Annotated in this window: 23 protein-coding genes and 1 tRNA gene; 8 read left to right on the top strand and 16 right to left on the bottom strand. The window is 66.6% G+C overall.

What is annotated here, in order from left to right; all coding sequences use genetic code 11:
* Nucleotides 1-7: 7 nt before the first annotated feature.
* From AC3WOB_RS25055 to AC3WOB_RS25040, 4 genes are all read right to left on the bottom strand, one after another.
* Nucleotides 8-3,451 carry a UvrD-helicase domain-containing protein gene (locus tag AC3WOB_RS25055; protein ID WP_492276508.1) on the bottom strand — a complete coding sequence of 1,148 codons (3,444 nt, stop codon included), beginning with the start codon at nucleotides 3,449-3,451 and terminating at the stop codon, nucleotides 8-10.
* A 3-nt stretch (nucleotides 3,452-3,454) separates the two neighbouring features.
* Nucleotides 3,455-6,118, bottom strand: a complete 2,664-nt coding sequence (locus AC3WOB_RS25050; RefSeq protein WP_492276507.1) for a PD-(D/E)XK nuclease family protein — start codon at nucleotides 6,116-6,118, stop codon at nucleotides 3,455-3,457.
* A gap of 87 nt (nucleotides 6,119-6,205) precedes the next feature.
* Entirely contained in the window at nucleotides 6,206-6,370 is a 165-nt protein-coding gene (locus tag AC3WOB_RS25045; protein ID WP_013395625.1) for a hypothetical protein, read from the bottom strand.
* A 23-nt stretch (nucleotides 6,371-6,393) separates the two neighbouring features.
* Nucleotides 6,394-7,593: an MFS transporter gene (locus tag AC3WOB_RS25040; RefSeq protein WP_492276506.1), complete on the bottom strand. Its 1,200-nt coding sequence runs from the start codon at nucleotides 7,591-7,593 to the stop codon at nucleotides 6,394-6,396.
* A 310-nt stretch (nucleotides 7,594-7,903) separates the two neighbouring features.
* Here AC3WOB_RS25040 and AC3WOB_RS25035 point away from each other — a divergent pair.
* Nucleotides 7,904-7,978: transfer RNA gene (locus AC3WOB_RS25035), tRNA-Arg, on the top strand.
* Between the two features lie 378 nt (nucleotides 7,979-8,356).
* Complete coding sequence (gene pbpG / locus AC3WOB_RS25030; protein ID WP_492276505.1) at nucleotides 8,357-9,556, top strand: D-alanyl-D-alanine endopeptidase; 1,200 nt, start codon at nucleotides 8,357-8,359, stop codon at nucleotides 9,554-9,556.
* Between the two features lie 91 nt (nucleotides 9,557-9,647).
* Here the strand turns inward: pbpG and AC3WOB_RS25025 are convergent, their stop codons facing one another.
* Nucleotides 9,648-10,034: a ribbon-helix-helix domain-containing protein gene (locus AC3WOB_RS25025; protein WP_013395628.1), complete on the bottom strand. Its 387-nt coding sequence runs from the start codon at nucleotides 10,032-10,034 to the stop codon at nucleotides 9,648-9,650.
* A 246-nt stretch (nucleotides 10,035-10,280) separates the two neighbouring features.
* Between AC3WOB_RS25025 and adhP the strand changes: the two genes are divergently transcribed.
* Nucleotides 10,281-11,306 (top strand): alcohol dehydrogenase AdhP, encoded by a 1,026-nt coding sequence (gene adhP, locus AC3WOB_RS25020; protein ID WP_492276504.1) that lies wholly within the window; start codon nucleotides 10,281-10,283, stop codon nucleotides 11,304-11,306.
* Between the two features lie 72 nt (nucleotides 11,307-11,378).
* Here adhP and AC3WOB_RS25015 read toward each other — a convergent pair whose 3' ends face one another.
* The 4 genes from AC3WOB_RS25015 to AC3WOB_RS25000 form a co-directional block, all read right to left on the bottom strand.
* A complete protein-coding gene (locus AC3WOB_RS25015) occupies nucleotides 11,379-11,957 on the bottom strand; it encodes a DJ-1/PfpI family protein (protein WP_207465449.1) in 579 nt (192 codons plus the stop codon).
* Nucleotides 11,958-12,092: 135 nt separating this feature from the next.
* Nucleotides 12,093-12,581, bottom strand: coding sequence for a Cys-tRNA(Pro) deacylase (gene ybaK / locus AC3WOB_RS25010; protein WP_013395631.1), 489 nt, complete (start codon nucleotides 12,579-12,581; stop codon nucleotides 12,093-12,095).
* 39 nt (nucleotides 12,582-12,620) lie between these two features.
* Nucleotides 12,621-13,604 carry a site-specific tyrosine recombinase XerD gene (xerD, locus tag AC3WOB_RS25005; protein WP_013395632.1) on the bottom strand — a complete coding sequence of 328 codons (984 nt, stop codon included), beginning with the start codon at nucleotides 13,602-13,604 and terminating at the stop codon, nucleotides 12,621-12,623.
* 16 nt (nucleotides 13,605-13,620) lie between these two features.
* Nucleotides 13,621-14,526: a LysR substrate-binding domain-containing protein gene (locus tag AC3WOB_RS25000; protein WP_492276503.1), complete on the bottom strand. Its 906-nt coding sequence runs from the start codon at nucleotides 14,524-14,526 to the stop codon at nucleotides 13,621-13,623.
* A gap of 184 nt (nucleotides 14,527-14,710) precedes the next feature.
* Here AC3WOB_RS25000 and AC3WOB_RS24995 point away from each other — a divergent pair, with 184 nt between their 5' ends.
* Both AC3WOB_RS24995 and AC3WOB_RS24990 read left to right on the top strand, forming a co-directional pair.
* The gene (locus AC3WOB_RS24995) at nucleotides 14,711-16,393 is read left to right on the top strand and encodes a thiamine pyrophosphate-binding protein (protein ID WP_492276502.1); all 1,683 of its coding nucleotides are present in this window, start codon (nucleotides 14,711-14,713) and stop codon (nucleotides 16,391-16,393) included.
* 113 nt (nucleotides 16,394-16,506) lie between these two features.
* A complete protein-coding gene (locus AC3WOB_RS24990; RefSeq protein WP_013395635.1) occupies nucleotides 16,507-17,700 on the top strand; it encodes an acyl-CoA dehydrogenase in 1,194 nt (397 codons plus the stop codon).
* A 231-nt stretch (nucleotides 17,701-17,931) separates the two neighbouring features.
* On the opposite strand, the gene AC3WOB_RS24985 is transcribed toward AC3WOB_RS24990, so the two are convergent.
* Both AC3WOB_RS24985 and AC3WOB_RS24980 read right to left on the bottom strand, forming a co-directional pair.
* Entirely contained in the window at nucleotides 17,932-18,018 is an 87-nt protein-coding gene (locus AC3WOB_RS24985; protein ID WP_413772876.1) for a nucleotidyl transferase AbiEii/AbiGii toxin family protein, read from the bottom strand.
* A gap of 45 nt (nucleotides 18,019-18,063) precedes the next feature.
* A complete protein-coding gene (locus AC3WOB_RS24980) occupies nucleotides 18,064-18,483 on the bottom strand; it encodes a DUF6088 family protein (RefSeq protein ID WP_492276501.1) in 420 nt (139 codons plus the stop codon).
* 197 nt (nucleotides 18,484-18,680) lie between these two features.
* Here AC3WOB_RS24980 and AC3WOB_RS24975 point away from each other — a divergent pair, with 197 nt between their 5' ends.
* Complete coding sequence (locus AC3WOB_RS24975) at nucleotides 18,681-19,034, top strand: nuclear transport factor 2 family protein (RefSeq protein WP_013395637.1); 354 nt, start codon at nucleotides 18,681-18,683, stop codon at nucleotides 19,032-19,034.
* A gap of 166 nt (nucleotides 19,035-19,200) precedes the next feature.
* On the top strand, nucleotides 19,201-20,187 hold the full coding sequence (locus AC3WOB_RS24970) for a TRAP transporter substrate-binding protein (protein ID WP_492276500.1): 987 nt from the start codon (nucleotides 19,201-19,203) through the stop codon (nucleotides 20,185-20,187).
* Nucleotides 20,188-20,273: 86 nt separating this feature from the next.
* On the opposite strand, the gene AC3WOB_RS24965 is transcribed toward AC3WOB_RS24970, so the two are convergent.
* The 5 genes from AC3WOB_RS24965 to AC3WOB_RS24945 all read right to left on the bottom strand — a co-directional run bounded on the left by AC3WOB_RS24965 (nucleotide 20,274) and on the right by AC3WOB_RS24945 (nucleotide 26,276).
* On the bottom strand, nucleotides 20,274-20,717 hold the full coding sequence (locus tag AC3WOB_RS24965) for a MaoC family dehydratase (protein WP_207465459.1): 444 nt from the start codon (nucleotides 20,715-20,717) through the stop codon (nucleotides 20,274-20,276).
* A 70-nt stretch (nucleotides 20,718-20,787) separates the two neighbouring features.
* Nucleotides 20,788-22,026, bottom strand: coding sequence for a benzoyl-CoA 2,3-epoxidase subunit BoxA (boxA, locus tag AC3WOB_RS24960; protein ID WP_013395640.1), 1,239 nt, complete (start codon nucleotides 22,024-22,026; stop codon nucleotides 20,788-20,790).
* A gap of 54 nt (nucleotides 22,027-22,080) precedes the next feature.
* Nucleotides 22,081-23,508 (bottom strand): benzoyl-CoA 2,3-epoxidase subunit BoxB, encoded by a 1,428-nt coding sequence (boxB, locus tag AC3WOB_RS24955; protein WP_492276499.1) that lies wholly within the window; start codon nucleotides 23,506-23,508, stop codon nucleotides 22,081-22,083.
* A 57-nt stretch (nucleotides 23,509-23,565) separates the two neighbouring features.
* Complete coding sequence (gene boxC / locus AC3WOB_RS24950) at nucleotides 23,566-25,224, bottom strand: 2,3-epoxybenzoyl-CoA dihydrolase (protein WP_013395642.1); 1,659 nt, start codon at nucleotides 25,222-25,224, stop codon at nucleotides 23,566-23,568.
* A gap of 143 nt (nucleotides 25,225-25,367) precedes the next feature.
* Complete coding sequence (locus AC3WOB_RS24945) at nucleotides 25,368-26,276, bottom strand: helix-turn-helix transcriptional regulator (protein WP_006221123.1); 909 nt, start codon at nucleotides 26,274-26,276, stop codon at nucleotides 25,368-25,370.
* A gap of 180 nt (nucleotides 26,277-26,456) precedes the next feature.
* Here AC3WOB_RS24945 and AC3WOB_RS24940 point away from each other — a divergent pair, with 180 nt between their 5' ends.
* Nucleotides 26,457-26,927: a DUF4863 family protein gene (locus AC3WOB_RS24940; RefSeq protein WP_492276498.1), complete on the top strand. Its 471-nt coding sequence runs from the start codon at nucleotides 26,457-26,459 to the stop codon at nucleotides 26,925-26,927.
* Nucleotides 26,928-26,965: the final 38 nt, after the last annotated feature.

Here is a 26,965-nt window from a genome sequence, read left to right as displayed (position 1 = left end):
GCCCGCGCTACAGATCGATCCAGGCGCGAGCCCGCGGGAAGTAAAGCGCGGCGCGCGCCGTGCGGCCGTCCAGCGCCGTGACTTGCGCGCAATAGCGCAGCAACTGGTCGCCGTGCCGCTGCCGCATGCGCGTGGCGAAGGCAGTTGGCGCCTCGCCCGGATGCGGCCGGCCAGTTTTGTAGTCGACGATGAGCCAGCCGTCTTCGGTGCTGAGGGCCAGGTCGATGACGGATACCTTGCCAGCGGCGTCGATCAGGGGCCATTCCCGGCGCGCGCCGGATTGCGACAGCAGCCACAGGCCGCGTTCGTCGGCCAGGGTGGCTTGCAGGGTTTCGAGCACGGCTTCGGATGCGGCGTCCGCCTGGCTGGCGGGGATGCCTGCGCGCGTCAGTTGGCGGCGCATGGCGGGCAGGCGCTGCGCCAGCGCGTCGGCGGACCAAGCGTGCACGCCGTCCTGGCCGATGCGCGCCAGCCAGGCGTGCGACAAGGTGCCGATGGCGGCGTCGTAGCCGGCTTCCAGTTGCCACGCCGGATGCTCGCCGCCATCGCCCCAGGCGCCGCGCGCCGCGGCGCCAAAGCCGGGGCTGACGACCAGGTCCGCCATGCGCGCCAGTTGCGCCAGGCCGGCGCGGTCCACGCGCCGCAGGGGCTCGCCCTGCCACTCGGGGCCGTCGGCCTGCGGCGCCATCGTTTCGCCATCGAGCGACGGCGGCGTCGGCACGGCCAGGCAAGGCCACAAGCGTCCCAGCAGGCTGGCGGACGATGGCATCTTGACTTGGCCGCTTGCCTCGTCCACCGATACGTGGCCCACCAGGTGCAGGCGCTTGCGCGCCCGCGTCGCCGCCACGTACAGCAGGCGGTCGATTTCGTAGGACGCGCGGCGCGCCTCGCGTGCGCCCAGATAGCGCGACAAGGGATCGGCCTCGGTTTCGGCGCGCGGCTTGACCGGGCCGAACAGCACGCGGCCGCCGCTCTGCTCGAAGCGCACCAGCGGCGCCTGGTCGCCGCGCGGCGCGCGGTGCAGGCCGTACAGGATGACCGTTTCGAACTGCAGGCCCTTGGACTTGTGCATGGTCATGATTTCGACCGCGCCGGTGTCCTCGTCCGCCGCGTCCGGCGCGGCGAACAGCCGCGCGATGCCGGTATCCAGCGCGGCGACATCGATGGCGCCATGCGGCGCCAGGCGCTCGATCAGCTGGAACAGGCTTTCCGCGTCGTTGGCCACGGACAGGCCGGCATACAACGCCGGGCCGCCCAGACGGCGCCACAACGACTCCACCCAGGCCGCGAAGGGCATGGCGCCGGCGGCGTTGCGCTTGTCGAGCAGGATGGCCGCCACCTGGCGCAAGCGCTCGAACTCGTCGGCGCCAAGCACGTTCTGCGCCGCCGGCGTTTCCGGCGTGTCGGGCGCCGCGTCGAACAGGGAGCCCTGCGGCGCGCTCGCGGCCGCCACGGGCGCGGTTTGCGGCGCGATGCGCAGCGCGCGTTCCAGCAGCACCGGCACCGGCGTGATGTGATCGTCGCCGAACAGGCGTTGCAAGGAGGTCAGCGTCAGGCCGCAGTACGGCGCGCGCAACACGGACAGCCAGGCCAGGCGGTCGCCGGGGTGCGACAAGGCCCGCACCAGTTGCACCAGATCCGCCACCACCGGCCGCAAGGCCAGCGGCACCAGATCCACCGCCCGGCAGCGTATGCCTTCCTGCGCCAGGCGGCGGGTCAGATTGCCCAGGTGGCTGCGCGCCCGCACCAGCACGGCGACGGGATGCTTGGCGCCCTTGTGGTCAATCAGCGCCTGACGCACCAGGTCCACCGCGATGTCCTCGGCTTGCGTTTCCGCAGGGGCCGCGCCCTCGCGCGACCAGGCCGGATGGAAGCGTACCGCCGGCTCCGGCAATGCTTCGTGGAAGGCGGTGGACGGACTGTAGGCGATGGCGCCCGCCGCCGCGTCGCTGCGCCGGGGCAGCAATTGCGCGAACGACTGGTTGACCCATTCGACGATGCCTGCCTGCGAACGGAAGTTGTCGGTAAGGTTGAGAAAGTCCGGCAGCAGCTCACCCACGCCGATATCGGCGACCTCCAGGAACAAGCCCACTTCCGCCTTGCGGAAGCGGTAGATGGACTGCATCGGATCGCCCACCAGGAACAGGCTGCGGCCATCGCCCTGCTGCCAGCCCGAGGTCAAGGTGCGCAGCAGGTCCAGCTGGGTCTGGCTGGTGTCCTGGAATTCGTCGATGAGCAGATGGCGGATCGAGGCGTCCAGCTTCAGCAGCAATTCGCCAGGATCGTCGGCGCTGCCCAGCGCGGCCGCGGCGCGCTGCGCGATCTCGATGAAATCCACCTCGCCGGTATCGGCAAAGCGCAGCCGCAGCTGCGCCACCGCCAGCGCCAGGGTCATCAGCTGCGCGCCCAGCACTTCCCATTGCGCATCGGTGAAATGCGGCGCGGGCACGTCACGCACCGCATGCAGGCGGCGCACCCAGGCCGCGTCCGCGTCGGCGGCTTCCAGCCACGCCACGAACGGCTCCTTGTGCGCGCACTTGGCGGGAAAGCCCAAGTTCTTGTTGACTGTCTTGCGCAAGGTGCCGGTGCCGGTCAGCAACAGGTGCGCCACGGCTTGCCATAGTTCCAGCGCCTCGGCGTCAGGCGGAGGTTCTTCCGTCCAGTCCAGCAAGGCCTGCAGTTTGTTCTCCGCTTCCCCATCCTGCAGATTGGCGGCAGCCAGCCGCGCCGGGCCGCATAGCGCTTCGGCCCAACCATAGGGCATGGCCTCACTGAGCGCGTCCAGGTCTTCGCCTATGGCCTCGGCCAGCATGGCCTCCATGCCCTCGCGGTCGGAGCCGTGGCGCAGCAGCGGCAGCCATTGGTCGCGCTGCCCCAGCATGTCGGCGATGGCCTCTTTGGCCGCCTGCACATCCACGTCCAGGTGCTTGAGCAGGATGCGTACGGCCTCGTAGTCATCGGCCAAGTCCAGGGTGGCGCGCGCGGCGGCCTCGTAGTGGGCGCGCGCGTCGTCGGTGATCTCCGGCATGCCGCCCAGTTCCGACAGCCAGGGCATGCTGCGCACCAGGCCCGCGCAGAACGAGTCGATGGTGCGGATGGCCAGCCGCGCGGGATGGTCCAGCAGATGCCAGCCCTGCGCCTCGTTGCGCGCCAGCGCGGCGCGGGCCAGCTCCCAGCTGCGGCGCTCGTGCATGGTCTCGGGCGGCGCGTCCAGCCCGCGGCGCAGCTTGCTGAGCACGCGCGCATGCATTTCGGACGCGGCCTTGCGCGTGAAGGTGATGGCGACGATTTCTTCCGGGCGATTCACGGTCGCCAGCAGCGCCAGGATGCGGTCCGTCAGCAGCTCGGTCTTGCCGGAGCCGGCCGGCGCCTGCACCAGGAACGAGCGGGTCGGGTCCAGCGCGTCGGCGCGCGCGGCGTGGTCGTGCGGCAAGCGTTCTTGTTCAGCCATGGCTCATGCGTCCTCGTCGTCCAGATGCAAACGCAAGAACGGCAATGCATCGCAGTATTTCAAATCATCGCGGCGATAGGCCACGTTGGCCGCGTAGCCCGCGGCATACTCGTCGGCCAGCGCTTCGATGGCCGTGCGCCAGCGCTGCCGGATTTCGGGCCAGGACAAGCCGTCGAAGTACTTGCTGTCGCTGGCAAGCGTGACGCCAGGCACGCCCAGATCTTCGTCGGCCAGGCCCTGCGCAGCGACCTGCCGCGCGTGGATCTGCGCCAGCACCAGGCCCGCCACTTCGCCGCCCGCGGCGTCCGCCAGCACCGATGCGTAGAACGGCAATTGCACGTTCACGGGGCGGCTGCGCGACCAGTCCGGTTCGGGCTTGGCCGCCGCCACGCCGGTCTTGTAGTCGACGATGACGTTGCGGCCATCGCCCAGCGTATCGATGCGGTCCAGCCGCAGCTTCAGGTTGAGCGCGCCGCGCTGCCACTGGTGGTTCTTTTCCACCTGGGCCACCGCGAAGGGCAGGCGCTGCGCCTCCATGTCCAGCCAGGACGCCAGCACCGCCTGGGCGCGCTGGCACTCCAGTGTCTTCAAAGCCGGCGCATAGTCTTTCAATTCCTCGTCCGCGGCCTGCGCCACCGCCTGTTCCAGCAAGGCGGGCAGGCGGCCCTTGGCCATGACCTCGTGCAGCGCGTCCTGGTCGGGCATCATGCCCCACACCAGCTCCAGCGCCTTGTGCAGGAATTGGCCGCGCACGTTGACGGTGGCCGCGTCGGCATAAGGCGCCATCTCGCGTCCGCCCAGGCGATGCCGCACGAAGGCCCACAGCGGATTGCGGGCCTGCGTATCCAGCACGTCCAGGCCGCCGCCACCGCGGTTGCCGGCCGCCAGCGGCGGACCTTGCGCATCGTCCAGCGATTCCTGCGGCAAGGCCGGCAACGCTTGCGTTGCGGCCGGCGCCCAGTCGGTCAGTTCCGCTGCCGCGATCAGCGGCGACGGGCGCAGCTCGCGCTCGCCGTCCATGTGCGCATGACTGACAATGATCTCGGGCGCGCAGCGGCACAGTGCGGCGTACATGCCTTCGGCCCACTCGCGTTCGCGTTCGGGCGTGGCGCGCGGCGCCTTGGCCTGGCGCAGCACGGCCAGCGGCAACAACGGATTGGGCTTGGGCGACGCGGGCAGCACGTCGTCAGTCAGGCCCAGCATCCAGACGCCGTCCCAATAGCCACCCTCGGCCTCCAGCAAACCCAGCACGTCCAGGCGCGCCAAGGGGTCGCGCTGCGGTTGGAACGACGCGGAGCGCGCCACACTTTCCAGCAGGTTCACGGCGGCCACGCCGCCCAGGCGGCCGGCGGCAGGCGCCAGCGCCGAAAAGCTGCCGAGCGCATCGCCCAGCGCGCCCATCACCTGATAGCCGACGCTGTCCAGCACGCCTTCGCCGGGAAAGCCCAGCGCCATCAAAGCGGCCTTCATGCGCAGCATCCACACGTCGCAGGTGGCCTGGCGGCCGCCCTGCGTCCAGATCTCCATGGCCTGGTTCCAGGCCTGCGCCAACAGTGGCAGGTCCGCCAGCAGCTTGCGCCAATCCTGCGGGCTAACGTGGAGTTGCGCCTGACGCCGCCAGCGCGCATCGATCGAGGCCAGCCGCGCGCGGTCGCGCACATCGCCCGCGCAATGTCCGCCCAACAGGGCCGCGCCCAGCACCTCGACGCTGCATCCCTTGCCCGGCGCGCACTCGGCCAGCGCGCGCAGCCATGCGAGCGCGGCGCGCGCCATGGGCCATTCGTTCAAGGGCCGGCCCACCGCTACATTGAAGGCGTATGCGGCTTCACCACCGCGCCCGGCCAGGGCCTGGCTGAGCACCCGCCGTGCGAAAGGCGATTCCGCCTCCAGCTGGGGCGAGACGATGGCATAGCGGCCATGCGGATGCGCCTTCAGATGCTCGGCCGCCCAGGCCGCGGCGGCGCGCCATTCCGCGCCTTGATCCGCTGCTTCGTACCGGCGGGCCGCGGTTTCGACCCGTTGCGCATCGCGCCACTGCGCAACGGCGGCGCCCTGTTCCTCGAAGGCGCTAAGCAGCCGGCGAAAGCGCGGCGATATGTCCGTGAATCCCGCCAACACCAGTTGCTGCGGAATGGGCAGGCGTCCGTCCTCCAGCGCCCGCAGCACGCGCGCATAACCCTGGTTGGCATCCTCTGCATCGATACCGGCCAGCGCCTGGCGATAGCGTGCGCGCCATTTCGCGAAGCCGCGGTACTCGTCGGTATCCGCGCCCGATGGCACCTGCAGTTGCCATTCGTCCATCAGCAGGTCCGCGTCCATCGACAGGCGCGCGGCCTGGCTGGCGTCCAGCAGCACGCGCTCGGCCTCTTCCGCGCGGATCGCCTCGGTCCACACCAACTGTGTCGCGAAGCTGTCCAGCCGGTAGGCGGGCACGTCATCGTAGGTCTCGAACGCGAGCTCGTTGGCGGCATCGGCCAGCCACGCGGACAGCGGCAGGATGCGCGGCAATTCGCTGACCTGGCGCTCCTGGCGCAGCAGCCCGGCCAGTTCCAGCGTGAGACGGCGCGACAGGCGGTTGTTCACCGTGAGCACCAGCGTGTCGGCGGCGGGCATGCCGCCGATGTCCGGCAGCGATAGATCGGGATAGGAAGGCGAAGAGTCCTGCATGGGTATCCGGAGCGCCCGCCGGAAGCGGCGCGCGATGAGGGAAGAAATACCGCCGTAGGATACCGCGAGGCCGAGCGGAAAACGCGCCTAGAAGCCGCAGAGCGCGGCCAGGTTTTCCCAGTGGATCTGCATTTCCGGCGTGGTGTAGCCCCAGAACGCCAGGCCCATGACCGCAACCAGGGCCAGCGCGCCCGCAATGCGCCAGCCGCGATGGCGGCGGGCGGTGGGTGCGGAGTGCGTCGAAGGCGTCATCAGCGTTCCTGGCAAGCCCGGCCTCAGGCCGGGGCCGGCTGGGCCACCGGCTGTTCGCGCACCGGCAGGCACAGCAATGCGGCGAGGATGGCCAGCGCCACGCCGAGCCACCAGACGGCATCGTAGTTGCCGGTCTTGGCGTAGGCGTATCCGCCCAGCCATACGCCGATGAAACTGCCTAGTTGATGGCCCAGGAAGACAATGCCGGACAAGGTGGCCGCGTAGCGCAGGCCGTAGATCTGGCCGATCAGCCCCTGCGTGAGCGGCACGGTCCCCAGCCAGAACAGCCCCATCCACGCGGCAAAGGCGTACAGCACCCATGGCGACAAGGGCATCCACAACAGCAGCAGGATGCCAAAGGCGCGCATGCCGTACACCACGGCCAAAAGGCGCTTCTTGCTGTACTTGCCGCCCAGCTTGCCGGCATAGAACGAGCCCAGCACGTTGAACAAGCCGATCAGCGCGATGGCGGTCGCGCCCTGCCCCGCGCTCAGGCCGCCATCGCTGACGTAGGCCGGCAGGTGCAGCGTGATGAAGGCGGTATGGAAGCCGCAGACGAAGTAGCTCCAGAACAGGAAGTGGAACGAGGGGTGGCGCACCGCCTGCTTGACCGCCGAGGCCAGCGATTGCTGCGGCCCGGTGTGGGCCTGCGGACGGCCGCGCAGGAAGTAGGCCAGCGGCGCGCCGCAGGCGACGAACAGCGACAACACCCACAATGCGCCCGGCCAATCCAGGCCGCTGATCAGCACCTGGCCCGTAGGCACCACGGCGAACTGGCCAAGGGAGCCGCCGGCGCTGGCGATACCCATGGCCGTGCTGCGATAAGCGGGCGGCACCGCGCGGGCCACCACCGGCAGGATCACCGGAAAGGTCGTGCCGGCCTGGCCCAGCCCGACCAGCACCCCGGCCGTCAGGTAGAGCGTGGCTTCATCGGTGGCGAAGCGCGTGCCTATCATGCCCAGCATGTACAGCAGCGCGCCCAGGGCGATGGTGCGGCCCGAACCGTAGCGGTCGGCCATGATGCCCATGAAGATACAGGCCACGCCCCACACCAGGTTCTGCAGCGCGAAGGCCATGGAGAACACTTCGCGGCCCCAGCCCTGCGCCAGGCCCATCGGCTGCATGAAGAGGCCAAAGGTGGCGCGCACCCCCATGGCGAGCAGCACGACCAGCGTGCCCACGATCAGGGTACGGGTGAAATTCGTATCGGTTTGGCTAGACATGAAACCTGTTCTTCGTTGTTTTGGTTCGCCGCCCCCTCCTCGGGACGGTCCGACGCGCCGCGCGGGACTCGGACATCATATACAAATAGCTTCCGGGCCCAGGCAATAGCCACGTCGAGCGCCGGGTTCAGGGCGCGAGGCTGCGGGCCGCGGATTTGGGGCTTGCGCCGCCTGCTGATAGACTTGCGTCCTGCGCCGAAGCCCGTGTCCCCGGTGATAAACTCAGGACCGGAAGAATCGTAGCGATATCAAGGCCTTAGTGAGCAAGCACGGTCCCTTCGACCGACCCTGCCGCCTGATCGGACATAGTCTCGCCGTAGTTAAATGGATATAACCGGCCCCTCCTAAGGGTCAATTGGTGGTTCGATTCCACCCGGCGAGGCCAACTTTGGCGTCGGTTCCGACGCCTTCCTTCCCCAGCATGTCCCCTGTCCGCCTGATGCGACAGCTCTCTTTTAAGCACGTATCGCGCTGCGCCGGCCAGAGACAAAAACCGCACATTCAGCCAGATGAGGGTTAATCCGGGCTACGCTCACGCGCCGCCTGCCGTTAGCTTCTCGGACTTGTCTTGTGACGAATTGAAGCGAGCGTCAATACGTCACTATTATTTTTTTCAACGATGATAGCGAATCGTCTTGCGCGCAACTTGAAATTGCTGTTTAAATTCGACGCGTAAGCCTCTAATTCATCTGGACTTTTTCTGACCCGACGAAACGCCGGCTTAAGAAATATTTACTCACAGACTGACAAGCCAGCTCAAACCATGGCATTTTCCTGGAAACGTGCGATTGCGAACGCGATAGCGCCTGTGGCGCTGGCGGTGTGCGCGCTCCTGCCCCCCGCCGCGCAAGCCGCGAAGAATACGGACCCTTGCAAGACCAACGCCAAGTCGTCGGCCTGCAAGGCGCAACAAGCGAAGAAGGCCCCGGCCCCCAAGGCCAGCTCCGGCAAGAGCGCCTCGGGCAAACAGGCCGCCTCCTCCGCCAAGAAAGCTCCTCCCAAATCCTCCGCCGGCAAGAAAGCCGCCGCCCCCAAGGGCGGCAAACAGGTCGCCGCCAAGGGCACGCCGCCCAAGAAGGGCGCGGCCGCCGGCAAGAACGGCAAGCCCAACAAACCTTCCCGCGCGCAACGCGCCGCCGCTGCCGCAGCCCTGGGTTCGGCCGCCATGCCGCCGCCCGCCTCCTCGGTGCGCGCCGAAGCCGCCGCCCTGCGCTCCACCACCGCTTACGTGCAGGACCTGGAAACCTCCACGGTCATCTTCGCCAAGAACGAAAACGTGGTGCGCCCCATCGCTTCCATCTCGAAGCTGATGACCGCCGTCGTCGTGGTCGACGCCAACCTGCCCATGGATGAAATGCTGGAGATCACCGACGAAGACGTCGACGGCCTCAAGCACACCACCTCGCGCCTGCGCGTGGGCACCAAGCTGACGCGCGGCGACATGCTGCACCTGGCGCTGATGTCGTCCGAGAACCGCGCCGCCAACGCGCTGGGCCGCCACTATCCGGGCGGCCTGCCCGCGTTCGTGGCCGCCATGAACGCCAAGGCGCAGGCGCTGGGCATGACCAGCACCCGCTTCATCGAACCCACCGGCCTGTCCAGCGACAACGTCTCGTCGCCGCACGACCTGGCCCGCCTGCTGCGCGCCGCCTCCCAGCGCCCGCTGATCCATCGCTACTCCACCGATACCGAGTACGACGTCGAGGTCAACAACCGCACGCAGACCTTCCGCAATACCAACCTGCTGGTGCGCAAGCCCGACTGGGACATCAAGGTATCGAAGACGGGCTACATCAACGAAGCCGGCGAATGCCTGGTCATGCTGGCCCGCATCAACGGCCGCGACCTGGCCATCGTGCTGCTGGATTCGCAAGGCAAGCTCTCGCGCATCGGCGATGCGGTCCGCATCCGCCGCATCGTGCAGAACGAAGTGGCGATGGCGTCGATCCAACCCGGCGGCTGAACGCCAGCCGCGTTACGCGGCAATAAGAACAAAGGGCCCGATAGTTCGGGCCCTTGTTTTTTGGCGCTGCGGCAGCGCCACCGCGGATGCGTTACGCGGCCTTGCGTTTGGGACGCAGGGGCTGGGCGTCGTACAGCGTGGGCGGCAGGCCTTCCAATACGGCTTGGGGGTTGAGCGAGCCGATCGGCACGGCCGCGTCCAACGGAATGCGGCCCTCGGCCTGCAGCAGTTGGTAGCGCAGGCAACACACCCGCAGGAATGAGGTGAAGTTGGCGGCCTCGCCCCGGTACTCGATCAGTTCGTCGTACAAACGTTCGATCAGCTGCGTCACGCGCATGCCGTCGCGGCCGGCGATTTCTTCCAATACCCGCCAGAACAGTTGTTCCAGCCGCAGGCTGGTGGCCACGCCATGCAACCGCAGCGAACGGGTTTCGGGCGCGTAGGACTGCTCGCTGGCGCGGATGAAGATTTCACACATGGGAACTCCTGGAACTCGGGTCTGGGCCTTGGGCCTGGGCCGGGATGCCTACGGCTGACTGTACGCCGTTTGCCGCGGCGGCGGCAAGACGCGGCCGCGGGTCGGATTCGTCCCCAGACACCGGCCTCTTTCTGCAACCACACGTTTCCTGCATCAGCGGGCAACCGCCTCGGTTGATATAAATCATGGTCGGGAAAGCGTCCACGTTCGAGCATAGGGAATCTTGATCAGACTTCGGAGGCAGTGATGGATAAAACCATGAAAGCAGCGGTTGCACGAGCATTCGGCAAGCCCCTGGCAATCGAAGAAGTCGCGGTGCCGCGCCCGGGTCCGGGCGAATTGCTGGTGAAGATCGAGGCCTGCGGGGTATGCCATACCGACCTGCACGCGGTCGAAGGCGACTGGCCCGTCAAGCCCAATCCGCCCTTCATTCCCGGCCACGAAGGCGTCGGCCATGTGGTGGCGGTGGGCGCCGGCGTGACCCATGTGAAGGAAGGCGACCGCGTCGGCATTCCCTGGCTGTACTCTGCCTGCGGGCATTGCGAGCATTGCCTGGGCGGCTGGGAAACCCTGTGCGAGCAACAACAGAACGCCGGCTACTCGGTGAACGGCGGCTTCGCCGAATATGCGCTGGCCGCGGCCGACTATGTGGGCCTGCTGCCCAAGAACGTCAGTTTCGTGGACATCGCGCCCGTGCTGTGCGCCGGCGTCACGGTCTACAAGGGCCTGAAAATGACGGATACCTGTCCGGGCAACTGGGTGGTCATTTCCGGCATCGGCGGGCTGGGCCACATGGCGGTGCAATACGCCAAGGCCATGGGGCTGAACGTGGCTGCGGTGGACATCGACGACGCCAAGCTCGACTTCGCCCGCCGCCTGGGCGCCGAAGTCACGGTCAACGCCAAGACCACCGATCCCGCCGCCTACCTGAAGCGCGAGATCGGCGGCGCGCATGGCGCATTGATCACGGCGGTGTCGCCCAAGGCCTTCGAGCAGGCGTTGGGCATGGTGCGCCGCAGCGGCACCGTGGCGCTCAACGGACTGCCGCCGGGCGACTTCCCGCTGTCGATCTTCGACATGGTGCTCAATGGCGTCACCGTGCGCGGGTCCATCGTGGGTTCGCGCCTGGACCTGCAGGAATCGCTGCAGTTCGCCGAAGAGGGCAAGGTGCATGCGACCGTGGCCACTGAAAGCCTGGAGAACATCAACGACGTGTTCGACCGCATGCGCCGCGGCCAGATCGAAGGCCGCATCGTGCTCGATTTCGCCTGACCGGCGCGCAGTAACGTAAAAGCGCCAGGGGCGGCAAGGTTGCCGCCCCTGGCGCTTTTTTGCTGCCGGAGGTCAGGGCGTGATCTTCGTGCCCAGCACCGCCAGGAATTGCGACATCCAGGCCGGATGCGCGGGCCAGGCCGGTGCCGTCACCAGGTTGCCGTCGGTGTAGGCCTGGTCGATGCCGATCTCGGCGTAGGTACCGCCCGCCAGGCGCACTTCCGGCGCGCACGCGGGATAGGCGGAGCAGGTGCGGCCCTTCAGGATTCCTGCCGCGGCCAGCAGTTGCGCGCCGTGGCAGACCGCTGCGATGGGCTTGCCGGCCTGGTCGAAGGCACGCACGATGTCCAGCACCTTTTCGTTCAGGCGCAGGTATTCCGGCGCGCGGCCGCCCGGAATCACCAGACCGTCGTAGGAGGCGGGCTCGACGCGGTCGAAGTCGTAGTTCAGCGCAAAATTGTGGCCGCGCTTTTCGGTGTAGGTCTGCGCGCCCTCGAAATCATGGATGGCGGTGGCAATGGTGTCGCCCGCCTTCTTGTCCGGGCATACCGCATGCACGGTGTGCCCCACCGTCAGCAGGGTCTGGTACGGCACCATGGTCTCGTAGTCTTCGGCGTAGTCGCCGACCAGCATCAACAGTCGCTTGCTCATGTGTGTCTCCTAGGGATGGCGTAAAGCCGGTTCAGCGCCCGTGGCCGGGCTCCGGTTCTTGATCTACGCCCCTATTGTGGCGCGGCCGCCGGCCCAGGAGGTGGTATGGGAATACCACGTCCGAACAAGGGCGACCTACTCCAGCGCCACGGACACGCCCTTGGCGCCCAGCAGCGCAACCAGCACCTTGGGATCGATGCCTATCAGGTACCCGCGCCGCCCGCCGTTGATGTAGACCACGGGGTAATCCAGCACCTCGGCCTCAACCCACACCGGCATCTTCTTGCGCGTGCCGAAGGGCGAGGTGCCGCCCACCTGGTAGCCCGAATGGCGCTGCGCGACCTCGGGCTTGCAGGGCTCGACCCGCTTGAGACCGGCCTGGCGCGCCAGATTCTTGGTGGAAACCTCGCGGTCGCCGTGCATGACGACGATCAGGGGCTTGGCGGACTCGTCCTCCATCACCAGGGTCTTGACCACCGCATGCGGATCCAGGCCCAACTGGCGCGCGGCTTCGCCCGCGCCGCCATGATCGACGTAGTCGTAGGTGTGTTCCGTGTAGGCGACCTTGTTCTGCTTGAGGAACTGCGTGGCGGGCGTTTCCGAAACGTGGCGGGCTTTGCTCATGGGAATGCGTGAGGGAAGAAGTAGGTAAACCGCGTCAGGCTAGCCGCGCGGATGGTGCGCCGCGTGCAGCGCCTTCAGGCGTTCGCGCGCGACGTGCGTGTAGATCTGCGTGGTGGAGATGTCGGCGTGCCCCAGCAGCATCTGCACCACGCGCAGGTCGGCGCCGTGGTTCAGCAGGTGCGTGGCGAAGGCGTGCCGTAGCACGTGCGGCGACAGCGGCGCGCGCACATCGGCCAGCAGGGCGTACTTCTTCACCAACTGCCAGAACGCCTGGCGCGACATCGCTTCGGCCCGGCCGGTGATGAAGAGCGCATCGCTCACGCGTCCGGCCGCCAGCTCCGGGCGTCCGGACTTCAGATAGAGGTCGATCCAATGCGCGGCCTCGGCGCCCAGCGGTACCAGCCGGTCCTTGCCGCCCTTGCCCAGCACCACCCGCACCACGCCTTCGTTCAGGCTCACGTCGAGCGCGCGCACGCCCACCAGCTCGGACACGCGCAAGCCCGTGGCGTACAGCGTTTCCAGCATGGCGCGGTCGCGCAGGCCGCGGGCCTGCCCCAGGTCGGGCGCGCGCAGCAAGGCGTCCACCTGCTGCTCGGACAAGGTCTTGGGCATGCGCGGCGGCTGCTTGGCAGCGATCAGCGTCAGGCAGGGGTCGCGTTCGGCGCGGTGTTCGCGCAAAGCCCAGGCATAGAAGCGGCGCAGCGCGGCCAGCCTGCGGTTGGCCGTGGTGGCGCGGGTTTCCTCGTGGCGGAAGGCGAACCAGGCTTCGATGTCAGCCTTGCCGGCATCGCGCAGGGGCTTGGCGGGGCCCGCAGGCAGCGCGTGGGCCTGCGCGGCATCGCCATGGCGGTCGGCCATTTCGCGGGCATAGGCCTCGGGGTCTTCGAGCCAGCGGGCGAAGCCCGTCAGGTCGCGCCGGTAGGCGGCCAGAGTATTGGCGGACAGGCCGTCCTCGAGCCATACGGCATCGATGAAGGCGTCGATATCGGCCTGGGATTCAAGCGGCGGACGGGATGCGGACATGCCTGGATTCTACGGCTCAGCGTCCGCCCACGCCGGCAGCGGCAGTCTTCAGCCAGCTCTCGAAGAGTTGGAGCGCCTCGGAGCGCTCGCTGCGTTGCGGATAACCGAAGTAATAGCCCTGGCTGACCGCCAGCGATTGCGGCACCGGCATCGCAAGCGTGCCCTGGTCCAGCGCGGGCTGGGCCAGGAAACGCGGCATCAGCCCCACTCCCAGTCCGGCCTGCACCGCCGCCATCACCATGGTGAAGAGCTCGTAGCGCGGCCCGCCAGCGGCGTGGGGACCATAGAGATGGCTGTTGGCCGCATACCATTGGCGCCAGGCGTCAGGGCGCGACGCCAGATGCAGATGGGTCATGCCGGACAGGGCGCTGGCGCCCGGTTCCGGCGCACGCGCCGCCAGTTCCGGCGCACACACCGGCACCAGTTCGCGTTCGGGGAACAGCAGTACGCCCTGGGTGCCCGGCCACAATACGTCCCCGTGGTACAGCGCGCCGTCGAAGGGCTGATCCTTGAACTGGAACGGCAGCGTGCGCACGGACAGGCTGACCGTGATGTCGCCATGTTCGCGCTGGAAGTCGGCCAGGCGCGGTATCAGCCAAGTCGTCGCCAGAGTGGGTACCACGGCGATATGGATGCTGCGGCCCATGCCGGTGCGGCTGACCAGGCCGAAGGTGTCTTTTTCGATCTGGTCCAGGTGGTGCCGGATGCGGCCGGCGTACTCCGCCCCGTGATCGGTCAGCACGATGCGCCGCCGCACCCGCGTGAACAGCTGCACGCCCAGGCGCGACTCCAGGCTGGCCACCTGCCGGTAGACCGCGCTGTGCGTCAGGGACAATTCCTCGGCGGCGCGGGAAAAGCTGCCCAGGCGGGCCGAAGCTTCGAACGCCTGCAAGGCGCTCAGATTGGGAATGCCGTTTCTCATGTCGCGGGAACCGCCTGGTGCCGGTGGACGCCGCCGCGCCGGGCCGCGCGCATCTTGTCGCGGCGCAGCATGGCCGGTCGTGCCGGTGGGTCAATAGATTGTGCAATTTTATCAATTGCCTTGTGCGATCAAGGAACATTATGCTCGGATGTCCTAACCTCGGCTCATCATGACTACCACCCCCATGTCCCAGCAAGAATCCCGCCTTGGCGGTCACATCCTGGTCGACCAGCTGGTTGCACAGGGCGTCAAACATGTTTTCTGTGTTCCCGGCGAAAGCTATCTGGCGGTGCTGGACGGCCTGCACGATGCGGACATCAAGGTCACGGTGTGCCGCCAGGAAGGCGGCGCGGCCATGATGGCCGATGCCCACGGCAAGCTGACCGGCGAACCCGGCATCTGCATGGTGACCCGCGGCCCCGGCGCGTCCAACGCGCTGGCCGGCGTGCACATCGCCAAGCAGGACTCCACCCCCCTGATCCTCTTCGTCGGCCAGATCGAGCGCGGCATGCGCGAACGCGAGGCCTTCCAGGAAATGGACTACCGCGCCGTGTTCGGCACGCAGGCCAAGTGGGTCACCGAAATCGACCAGGTCGAACGCATTCCCGAACTGGTGTCGCGCGCCTTCCACATCGCCACCTCGGGCCGTCCCGGCCCGGTCGTGATCGCACTGCCCGAAGACATGCTGGTCGAAGCCGCCAAGGTCGCCGACGCGCCGCGCTACGAAGTCATCGACTCCGCGCCCACGGCCGGCCAACTGGCCGACCTGGAAAAGCTGCTGGCCGAAGCCAGGAATCCGGTCGCCATCCTGGGCGGCACGCGCTGGGACGCCCGCGCGGTGCAACAGTTCGCCGACTTCGCGCAGCGACACGCCCTGCCCACGGCGGTGTCCTTCCGCCGCCAGATGCTGTTCCCGGCCGATCACCCCTGCTTCATCGGCGACGTGGGCCTGGGCATCAACCCGGCGCTGCTCAAGCGCGTCGCCGACGCGGACCTGATCCTGCTGGTGGGCGGCCGCATGTCGGAAAACCCCAGCCAGGCCTACACCCTGCTGGACATCCCCGTGCCCAAGCAGAAGCTGGTGCACGTGCATCCCGATACCGCCGAGCTGGGACGCGTCTACCGCGCCACCCTGGCCATCAATACCTCGCCCGCCGCCTTCGCGCAGGCGCTGGCCGGCCTGAAGGCCCCGGCCCAGCCCGCCTGGGCCGCCGGCACGCAAGCCATGCGCGAGTCGTACCTGAAATGGAGCGATCCCGGCGCCATCACCACACCCGGCGCGTTGCAGATGGGCCAGGTCATGGCCTACCTGGAAAAGACGCTGCCGGCCGACGCCATCATGACCAACGGCGCCGGCAACTACGCCACCTGGCTGCACCGCTTCCACCGATTCACGCGCTACGGCACGCAGCTGGCGCCCACCTCGGGCTCCATGGGCTACGGCCTGCCTGCGGCCGTCGGCGCCAAGCGGGTGTCGCCCGACAAGACCGTGGTCTGCTTCGCGGGCGACGGCTGCTTCCTGATGCACGGCCAGGAGTTCGCGACGGCGGTGCAGTACGACCTGCCCATCGTCGTGGTGCTGGTGGACAACGGCATGTACGGCACGATCCGCATGCACCAGGAAAAGCACTACCCCGGCCGCATTTCCGCGACCGCGCTGAAGAATCCGGACTTCGCCGACTACGCGCGCGCCTTCGGCGGGCACGGCGAACGCGTCGAAACCACCGAGCAGTTCGGCCCGGCCTTCGAACGCGCCCTGGCCAGCGGCAAGCCGGCCATCCTGCACTGCTTCATCGATCCGGAAACCATCACCCCGGGCACGACCCTGGAAAAGATCCGCGACGCGGCGCTCAAGGCGCAGCACTAAAGGCGGGACGGAACGGCGGCGCCGCGCGCCCGCCGTTCCAATCGCTGCTTGCCGCCCGAATTATTTTAGGTTTAAACTTTCTAGCATTCCGAAATCCATAGCGGAGACCCAGCATGTCCTCGAATCCTTCCTTTCACTGGCAAGACCCCCTGTTGCTGGACCAGCAACTGACCGACGAAGAACGCATGGTGCGCGACGCCGCCCTGGCCTATTCGCAGGACAAGCTCGCTCCGCGCGTGCTGAACGCATTCCGCAATGAACAGACCGACCCGGCCATCTTCTCCGAAATGGGCGAACTGGGCCTGCTGGGCGCCACCATCCCCGTCGAATACGGCGGCGCCGGCCTGAACTACGTCAGCTACGGCCTGATCGCCCGCGAAGTCGAACGCATCGACTCCGGCTACCGCTCCATGATGAGCGTGCAGTCGTCGCTGGTGATGGTGCCGATCAACGAATTCGGCAGCGAAGCCCAGAAGCAGAAGTACCTGCCCAAGCTGGCCCGCGGCGAGTGGATCGGCTGCTTCGGCCTGACCGAACCGAACCACGGCTCCGATCCCGGCGGCATGGAAACCCGCGCCGTCAAGACGGCCGACGGCTACAAGGTTTCCGGCAACAAGATGTGGATCACCAACTCCCCCATCGCCGATGTCTTCGTGGTGTGGGCCAAGTGCGTCGGCGGCGACTTCGACGGCAAGATCCGCGGCTTCATCCTGGAAAAGGGCATGAAGGGCCTGTCGGCTCCGGCCATCCACGGCAAGGTCGGCCTGCGCGCCTCGATCACCGGCGAAATCGTCATGGACGAAGTGGAGATTTCCGCTGACCAGATGATGCCCGGCGTGTCCGGCCTGAAGGGTCCGTTCACCTGCCTGAACTCCGCTCGCTACGGCATCGCCTGGGGCGCCATCGGCGCCGCCGAAGCCTGCTGGCACACCGCCCGCCAGTACACGCTGGACCGCAAGCAATTCGGCCGCCCGCTGGCTGCCAACCAGCTGATCCAGAAGAAGCTGGCCGACATGCAGACCGACATCACGCTGGCCCTGCAAGGCTGCCTGCGCCTGGGCCGCATGAAGGACGAAGGCACCGCCGCCGTCGAAATCACCTCCATCATGAAGCGCAATTCCTGCGGCAAGGCACTGGACATCGCCCGCCTGGCGCGCGACATGCTCGGCGGCAACGGCATCTCCGACGAATTCGGCGTGGCCCGCCACTTGGTGAACCTGGAAGTGGTCAACACCTACGAAGGCACCCACGACGTGCACGCCCTGATCCTGGGCCGCGCGCAGACCGGCATCCAGGCGTTCTATTGATCGGTTGATTGGTTCTGACGACACCGCCCTTCGGGGCGGTTTTTTTTTGCCGCGACTCAAGGACAGCGCCTGCTGCCCGTGGACAGCGAGCGCTGTGCCCGCATCCCGGATACCGGTGCTGTTGGAAGGTTGCAGGTCAGGCGGGGTGATTCAGCAACTGCTCTGCAGCACGCGCAAAGACTGCATAGCAGGTTTCGAAATCCGGCTTTTGCACAGCGTAGAGCAGCGGCTTCAGACGATGTCTTCGGACATCCGCTCAACCAGCCCGTGCGCTTTCGAAAGGCAGGTCCCGCCGGCGAAGACCAGGCGTGTAGCCACGGCGGCAAGGATCCCAGCAGGCCTGCTGTAGCGGCGTCTTCAATATCAGACTTCAGTTCGTCTGAGATCCTTTTCATACATCAGCGTGCTGCTCCCTACAATCACTTTTCGCGTGATGCGCCGGCGTCCCGTATTGACAGTCGCCCCCATGGGAATCTGAGTCGACTTGCCGTTGTTGTATTCGGCTACGAGCGCGCTCGGTTCCACGGAGATCTTGAGCTTGCGAAAAAGCTCCGCTGCAATCGCCTCCAGCGTTCCCGCGGGGCTTGGTCTGCCTGTGAACTTGTTGATGCGGGTCTTGGCGAAAGCCCCTTTGCTGACGCGCACAAGCATCCCGTCATCCACGAAGCGGGCCAAGACTCTTCCGATCTGGGAGTCGCTCGCCATGCCGGCAAAGTCTGAGCGCAAGACGACGACGCCTGCGCGCTGCTTGATCGAGCGACTCATGCGATCTTCCAGCTTCATACTTTACCTCCAAGAGAGCGCATAATTCTACTAGGTAACCTTAATAATAAACTGGCATTTTTTCTAGTAATTACAGTACATTACATCACAAAATCCACGCATCTATGCGCAGTTTTTGATATCTTGTGACGGCTCTGGCTGAGCCGCCCAAAATTCGTTTACAACATAGGTCCGCCCCTCCCCAAAAGGAACCACACATGACTCCGCGGCAACTGATCGAAGAATGGGTCTTACGGTTCAATGCCGCCGATGCCGCCGGGCTGGCCGAGCTCTACGATGAAGTAGCCGTGAACCACCAAGTCACCCAGGAACCCATCGTCGGACGCGAGGCCATACGCGCCATGTTCGAAAGGGAGTTCTCCCAGGCCGACATGACCTGCATCGTGGAGACGATCCATGAGGCCGGGGAGGTCGCAGCCCTGGAGTGGCGCGATCCTCTGGGCCTGCGCGGCTGCGGCTTCTTCACCGTGCGCGGCGGCAGGATCGTGTTCCAACGGGGTTACTGGGACAAGCTTTCCTTCTTGAAGATGCACGGCCTGCCTATCGAGTAATCGGCGCTCGGCCGCTGCTCCGCAACAACCCGCACATTGCCGAAAGCCCGTATAGGCGAGCCCTTGCGCAAGCCGTACGCTTTGCGGCATCGGCCAGGCACGTGCGCCCCGGCGCTCCCGCGCCCCCGTGTCCGGACCAGGTTTCCCACCCGACCAGGAGCCGCGCATGCAAGGCTGTCCTACTCTACGCCTGATGACGGGCGTCGCCATGGCGTTCGTCGCCCATGGCGCCTACGCCGCCACCACCCTCACGATGACCACCGAATACCCGGCCACCTCCATGCCCGGGCAAGGCGTCTCCACCTTTGCCGAGTTGGTCCGCGCCAAGACGGCGGGCAAGGTGGTCATCGACGCCAGCTATGACGCATCCAAGGGGATCAAGTCGGCCGATATGATCGATGCGGTGCAGGCGCGCAAGGTGGATGCGGGCGATGCTTTCGCCGGCGCGCTGGCCACCAAATACCCCTTGTTCGGCGTGTCGTCCCTGCCCTTTCTGGCGGACTCTCTGTCCAAGGCCCGCAATCTGAACAAGGCCGCCAGGCCCGCGTATGAAAAACTGCTGGCGGCGCACGGGCAGAAGTTGCTCTACACCACGCCTTGGCCGGCGTCGGGCATCTGGTCCAAGCAGAAGCTGGACAGCGTGGCGGCGTTGAAAAAACTGAGCATCCGCACCTACGACGCCACCTCGCAGGACGTCATGCAGAAGGCCGGCGCCCAGGCGCGCAATGTCTCCTTTGCGGATGCGATGCCGCTGATCGCCTCGGGCGAAGTGAACGCGGTGCTGTCGTCGGGCGACGGCGGCGCAGGCCGCAAGCTGTGGGAACACCTGCCCAACTTCGCCGAGATCAACTACGCCATGCCGATCTCGGTGGCGACGATGAACCTGCAGGCTTATCAGGCGCTGGACGCGCGCACGCGCCGCGCCATCGACCAGGCCGCGGCGCAGACCGAAACCGATCAATGGAAGCGCATCGACGGGCGACTGCAGCAGAACTACGCCAACATGCGCAAGAATGGCGTGGCGATCAATACGTCCGTGCCCCTGCCCGTGCGCAAGGCGCTGAAGGATGCGGCTGCGGACTCGGTAACTGCATGGAAGGCCGCAGCCGGTCCGGACGCGGCCGCCATTCTCAAGCAGGCAGCCAAGCGCTAGCGCGGCGGGTTCGAGGACGCGACCGCGGGCATGAGTCCGGCCCCGGACCTCGGACCCTGAAGCCCCGAGGTCTCACGGCGCAACGCTCAGTTCTCGCCGGAAAGGTCGAACAGGCTGGTCGCGTCCAGTTCCAGCACGCCTTCGTCGTGCTGGTTCAGGACCGTCCAGGCCCAGGTGATGATGCCCAGGTCCGGGCGCGACGACGAGGTCCGCACGCCCTGCACGCGCGCTTCCAGGCGCAGCGTGTCGCCGGGACGCACCGGCGTGCGCCAGCGCACCTCGCCCAGGCCGGGCGAGCCGAAGGATTCGGAATCGTGCAGCGCCGCGTCCACCGCCATGCGCATGGCCAGCGCGCAGGTGTGCCAGCCGCTGGCGATCAGTCCGCCCCAGCGGCCTTCCGAGGCGCGCTTGGGATCGGTGTGGAACCACTGGGGATCGAACTTGCGTGCAAACTCCAGGATCTCGGGCTCCGTCACTGTGACCGGACCGCCCTTGATGATCATGCCGTCCTTGAACTCGGCGAACTTCATTTTGTGGTTTCCCCCCCGCAAATGAAATCGGCGCGCCATGGCGCGCCGATTGCCACGCATGTTTGTGGATTCAGTACGTTTCGAAATGCAGGCGCCCTTCGCGGCGCAACGCATCATGCAGGATAGACCAATCCTGGCCCGCTTGCATCGTCACTTCGCGCAGGGCGTCCAGCACGCCCAGTTCCATGCCCTTCAGCCCGCACACGTAGATGCAGGTGTTGCGGTCCGCCAGCAGTTCGCGCACCGCGCCTGCGCGGTCGCGGATCAGGTCCTGCACGTAGCGCTTGGGCTGTCCGGCCTCGCGCGACAGCGCCAGATTGATATCGATGAAGTCGCGCGGCAACTTCATCAGCGGCCCGAAGTACGGCAGTTCGCGCTCGGTACGCGCGCCGAAAAACAGCAATAGCCTGCCGTTTTCGCCGGTCTCGATGCGGCGGCGGTAGCGCTCCGTCATGGCGCGCATGGGCGCCGAACCCGTGCCGGTGCAGATCATGATCAGATTGGCGCGGGGATGGTTGGGCATCAGGAAGGTATTCCCGAACGGCCCGATCACCTGCACCTTGTCGTTCTTGGCCAGGTCGCACAGGTAGTTCGAGCACACGCCGTGGGCGGCCGCGCCCGCATGGTCCTCGGTGACGCGCTTCACCGTCAGCGAAAGATTGTTGTAGCCCGCCCGCTCGCCGTCGCGCGGGCTGGCCAGCGAATACTGGCGTGCGTGATGCGCCCGCCCCTGCGCGTCCACGCCCGGCGGCAGGATGCCGATGGACTGCCCTTCAAGCACCGGAAACGGCAGTTCGCCGAAGTCGAGCACGATATGGTGGATGTCGCTTTCCGTGTCGGCGCCGGTCACCCGGTAGTTGCCGACCACGGTCGCCGTCATCGGCGCCTTGTGCGTGTACAGGTTGACGTAGGGATGGGCCGCGGACCAGGGCGGAACGGTGGCGCCGGGCGCGACGGACGGCGGCGACGCAATGGCTGCCTCGGCCGCATCCGGCTCGTCGCTTGCGGGGGCTGCGGCCATGGCTTCAGGCAGCGCCTTCTCGCCCGGCAGTTCTTCCCAGCCCAGTTGTTCCTGCAGGCCATAGGCTTCGGTGCGCACCATCAGCCGCCAATTGTCGATGGCCCCCGTGGGGCAAGGCGGCACGCAGGCCATGCAGCCGTTGCAGATCTCGGGATCCACCACGTAGTTGTTCGAATCGTGGGTGATCGCCTTGATCGGACAGGTTTCTTCGCAGGTATTGCAGCGGATGCAGATCTCGGGATCGATCAGATGCTGCTTCAGGACTTCTGCTGGTAAGGGAGCGTTCATCTCGGTCTTCCCCATGCTCCGGTAGGCGGCCGCGGGCGCGGCCGCCGCCCCGCTTTAGTTGAAACGGACGTAGTCGAAATTCACCGGCTGGCGGTTGATGCCCATGACGGGCGGCGCGATCCAGTTGGCGAACTTGCCCGGCTCGGTGACGCGGCCCATCAGCGATGCGACGAAGGCGCGGTCCTCGGGCGTGGGCAGCCACTTGTGGCTGTTGGCCTGCCATTGCGCTTCGGAAAGGATCTCGCCTTCGGGCGACATGCGTATGCCGGCCAGCGTGCCGATCTGGCGGTTGAAGGCCTTGTGCGGCACCTGCAGCCGGAACGGCACGCCGCTCTTTTCGATGACCTTGTTCCAGCGGCCGATGCCGGCGACCGAATCGCGGATGAAGTCGTCGCGCAGCACTTCATTCAAGGCGTTCAGCATCGGCACCTCGGTCTCGCGCAGCTGGCCGTTTTCCACGGTCAGCACGCGGTAGGTGTCGTTCTTCAACTGGTGGTCGTCGGTGCGCTTGCTCTCTTCGTAGCGGCCCTTCAGGCCCGAGCCGTAGAAGATGGCGGCATTGGACGACTGGTCCGCGCCAAACAGGTCGATGGTGACGCTGTAATGGAAGTTCAGATAGCGCTGGATGGTGGGCAGGTCGATCACGCCGGCCGCGCGCACGCTAGCCGGATCGTCGGTCTTGAGCTGGTTCATGACCTCGCAGGTGCGCTGGATGACGCGCGAGATGCCGGACTCGCCCACGAACATATGGTGCGCTTCCTCGGTCAGCATGAACTTGGTGGTGCGCGCCAGCGGATCGAAGCTGGACTCCGCCAACGCGCACAGCTGGAATTTGCCGTCGCGGTCGGTGAAGTAGGTGAACATATAGAAGGCCAGCCAGTCGGGCGTTTTCTCATTGAATGCGCCCAGGATGCGCGGGTTGTCGGAATCCCCCGAGCTGCGCTGCAACAGCGCATCGGCCTCTTCGCGGCCGTCGCGGCCGAAGTAGCGGTGCAGCAGGTAGACCATGGCCCACAGGTGGCGGCCTTCCTCGACGTTGATCTGGAACAGGTTGCGCAGGTCGTACTGCGATGGCGCAGTCAGGCCCAGGTGGCGCTGCTGCTCGATCGAAGCCGGCTCGGTGTCGCCCTGCGTGACGATGATGCGGCGCAGGTTGGCGCGGTGCTCGCCAGGTACGTCCTGCCAGACGTCGCGGCCCATGTTTTCGCCGAAATGGATCTTGCGCTGGCCGTCCTGCGGCGCCAGGAAAATGCCCCAGCGGTAATCCGGCATCTTGACGTGGTTGAAGTGCGCCCAGCCGTCCGGCTGCACGCTGACCGCCGTGCGCAGGTAGACGTCGAAGCCATGGGAGCCGTCGGGTCCCATGTCCTGCCACCACTGCAGGTAGTTGGGCTGCCAATGCTCCAGCGCGCGCTGCAAGGTGCGGTCGCCGGACAGATTGACGTTGTTGGGGATCTTATCGCTGTAGTTGATTCCAGACATGTCTCGCTCCTGTTCCTTGGGATGGCCGCGGTCACGCGGCGCGGTGTCGCGGGGCCGTCAGACCCGGTTCCAGTCGAATGCGGCTTGTTCACCCTTGCCGTACAGCTTGAGCGCGCCCTTGTCGCCAGCGGCGTTGGGGCGGTTGAAGATCCAGTTCTGCCAGGCGGTGAGCCGGCCGAAAATGCGGGTCTCCATCGTTTCCTGGCCGCCGAAGCGCAGATTGGCTTCCAGGCCCGTCAGGGCGTCGGGCGAGAGCGCGCGGCGCTCTTCCAGCATCATTCGCACCTCGTCGTCCCAATCGATGTTGTCGGGCGCGTAGGTGACCAGGCCCAGCTCCAGCGCTTGCGTGGCCGACAGCCGCTGGTCCGCGCGCGCGCGCACCGCTTCCAAGGGGCCTTCCTCTTCGTAAAAGCGGCGCTGCAGCCGGCTCTGCCCATTGACCATGGGATAGGCGCCGAAATTGCGCGCGCCCACCACGATCTGTGCGGGCGCGGATTCGTCCTCGTTGTCCAGCATGTAGCTGCGGTCGGCGGCCAGCGCCAGTTCGAGCAAGGTGCCGGCAAAGCAGGAGCCCGGCTCGATCAGCGCGAACAGGCTGCGCGAGGTGACGTCCAGGCGCGCCAGCGTGCGGCGCAGCATGCCGGCCGTTTCGCGCACGAACCAGTGGTCGGCATGCTGTTGCAGGGCGGCATCGGCAGCCAGCACCAACGCGGCGTCGCCCTCGGTCTTGAGGGTCCAGGTGCCGATGTCCAGCTCATTGGTGCGCATGGTCAGGATGGCGTCGTCCAGTTCGCGCGCCATTTGCAAGGGCCACCAGGCGGCGCCGGCAGCGACGATGTCCCGCAGTTCAGTTTCCACCGCGCCTTCGGGCGCGCGGACCGTCCAGGTGGCCTGGCGCTTCTCGCGGTCCAACTGGATATCCACATAGCGGTAGGAAAGGCCGTCGGCGCTTTCGGTACGTTGCACCGGCGTCAGCGCGATGCCTTGCTCACTGGCCGGGCGGTCGCTGCCCTGCGCCAGCGCCTGCGCGCGTTCGCGCACGGCCTCCTCGAAGCGGGCCGGCTTGACCACCTCGTCCACCAGGCGCCAGTCCTTGGCGCGCTGGCCGCGCACGCCTTCGACCAGGGTGCAGAAGATGTCGGCGTGGTCGTGGCGCACGCGGCGCTTGTCGGTCACGCGGGTCAGGCCGCCGGTGCCCGGCAGCACGCCCAGCAGCGGCACCTCGGGCAGCGCGACGGCGGACGAGCGGTCGTCAATCAGCATGATCTCGTCGCAGGCCAGCGCCAGCTCATAACCGCCCCCGGCGCAAGCGCCATTAAGCGCCGCAATGAATTTCAGCCCGCTGTGGCGGCTGGAATCTTCGATGCCGTTGCGGGTTTCGTTGGTGAACTTGCAGAAGTTCACCTTCCAGGCGTGCGAGGACAAACCCAGCATGAAGATATTGGCGCCGGAACAGAAAATGCGGTCCTTCATGCTGGTCACGACCACGGTGCGTACTTCCGGATGTTCGAAACGGATGCGCTGCAAGGCGTCGTGCAGTTCGATGTCCACGCCCAGGTCGTAGGAATTCAGTTTGAGCTTGTAGCCCGGACGCAGGCCGCCGTCCTCGGCGACATCCATGGCCAGCGTGGCAACCGGGCCGTCGAAGCTCAGGCGCCAGTGGCGGTACTGCTCGGGATCGGTCCGGAAATCAACCCGATTGAGGGTGCTGCTCATAGTGTGTCTCCTCGTACGCCTGCCAAAACAGGAAAAATACTGCACTACATGAATTATTGTGCAGATTAGAGGACAAAAAAAGCCCCGTCAAGCGGGGCATGCACAAAAATGCATATTGCCGGCCAGGCCGGCATCGAGCCAGCCTATAGCGGCAGGCCGCAGGCTTTGCGCACCTGGGTACGTAGGCCGGCAAAGCTCTCCTGCACCTCCAGGTTGCTGGTGACCCAGGTCAAGTCGGCCTTGGCGTAGAAGGCCTCGCGCCCGGCCAGGATGCGCTTCAGGTCGGCCATGGCCTCGTTGTTGCCCGACATGGGGCGGAAGTCGCCCTGCGCCATGACCCGGCCCATGTGCTCCTCGGGCGTGGCGCGCAGCCAAACCGTATAGCAATGCGCCAGCAGCAGGTTCAGCGTGGCGGGCTCGGACACCAGCCCGCCTGGCGTGGCCAGTACCATTTCCGGGTAGATCTGCACGGCTTCTTCCAGCGCCCGCCGTTCGTAGCGGCGATAGGCGTTGGGGCCGTACAGATTGTGGATCTCCAGGATGCTGCATCCCGCCACGCGCTCGATCTCGCGGTTCAGCTCCACGAAGGGATAGCCGAGATCGTCGGCCAGCATCTGGCCCAAGGTGGACTTGCCCGCGCCGCGCAGGCCGATCAGCGCCACGCGCTGGGTGCGATTGGGGCGCTGCGCGCCCGCTCCCACCCCGAACAGCTGGGTCAGGGCCTCGCGCGCGCGCTGCAGGTCGGATTCCGTGCGGCCGCTGAGCAGTTCGCGTATCAGCAGCCAATCGGGCGATTCGGTGGTGACGTCGCCCACCAGTTCGGCCAGCGCGCAGTTGAAGGCCCGGGCGATCTGGAGCAGCACCAGGATGGAGGCGTTGCCCACCCCGTGCTCCAGGTTGGCGAGGTGGCGTTCCGATACGCCGGTCACCTGCGACAGGCTCTTGCGGGTCATGCCGCGTATAGCCCGCAGGCGGCGCACCCGCTCGCCCAATGCCACCAGGAACGCTTCCCGCCTGGGTTCGGATGGCGCCGCGTCTAGCGCTTGATTCATGTTTACGTGACTCCGCAAAAACCCTGATTACCACGTTTTATGCACTATAGTGCTTGACCCTAATCAATGGAAGCACTATTTTTCCTTCATCGAGTCCAAAGCGGCTCGGCTCATGCGCAAAAAAACAGCAGTCGATTTCATCTCGATTCTGAAGCGCCGACAGTGTAAAGGAGGAGCCCGGTGAGTACGCCTGACCAATTCCATGCCCTGATGCGCGAGGTCGCGCGCCTGACGCAAGGCCAGCCGCTGGACGCCGCGCTGCAGGAAAGCCTGAACCGCGAGGCCGGTCCGCAAAGCGCCCTGTTCCAGGAGATATACGCCACCTGTAGGCAGGGCGTGGCCGAGGGCTGGATGTGCAACCGCGAAGGCGGCGGCATCCGCTACGGCCGCGTCATCAAGCCGGCGCCGGACCTGGCGGACTGCTCGGTGGACGTGGTCGACATGAACGACCTGGCCGGCCCCCACCACGCCCATCCCAATGGCGAGATCGACATGATCATGCCGCTGACCGACGGCGCCCGTTTCGACGGTCAAGGCGCTGGCTGGCTGGTTTACAGCCCCGGCAGCGCGCACAGTCCGACCGTAAGCGGCGGCCGCGCCCTGGTGCTGTACCTACTGCCGGGCGGCGCCATCGAATTCACGCGGTCCTAGCGCCGCCTTGCCGCCAGAAAAACACACATAGCGCGGCC

The organism is Achromobacter sp. FW305-C-30-7 (assembly GCF_058783105.1).
Note: the sequence above shows the minus strand (reverse complement) of the source record. Positions and strands in the feature narration are given on the sequence as shown.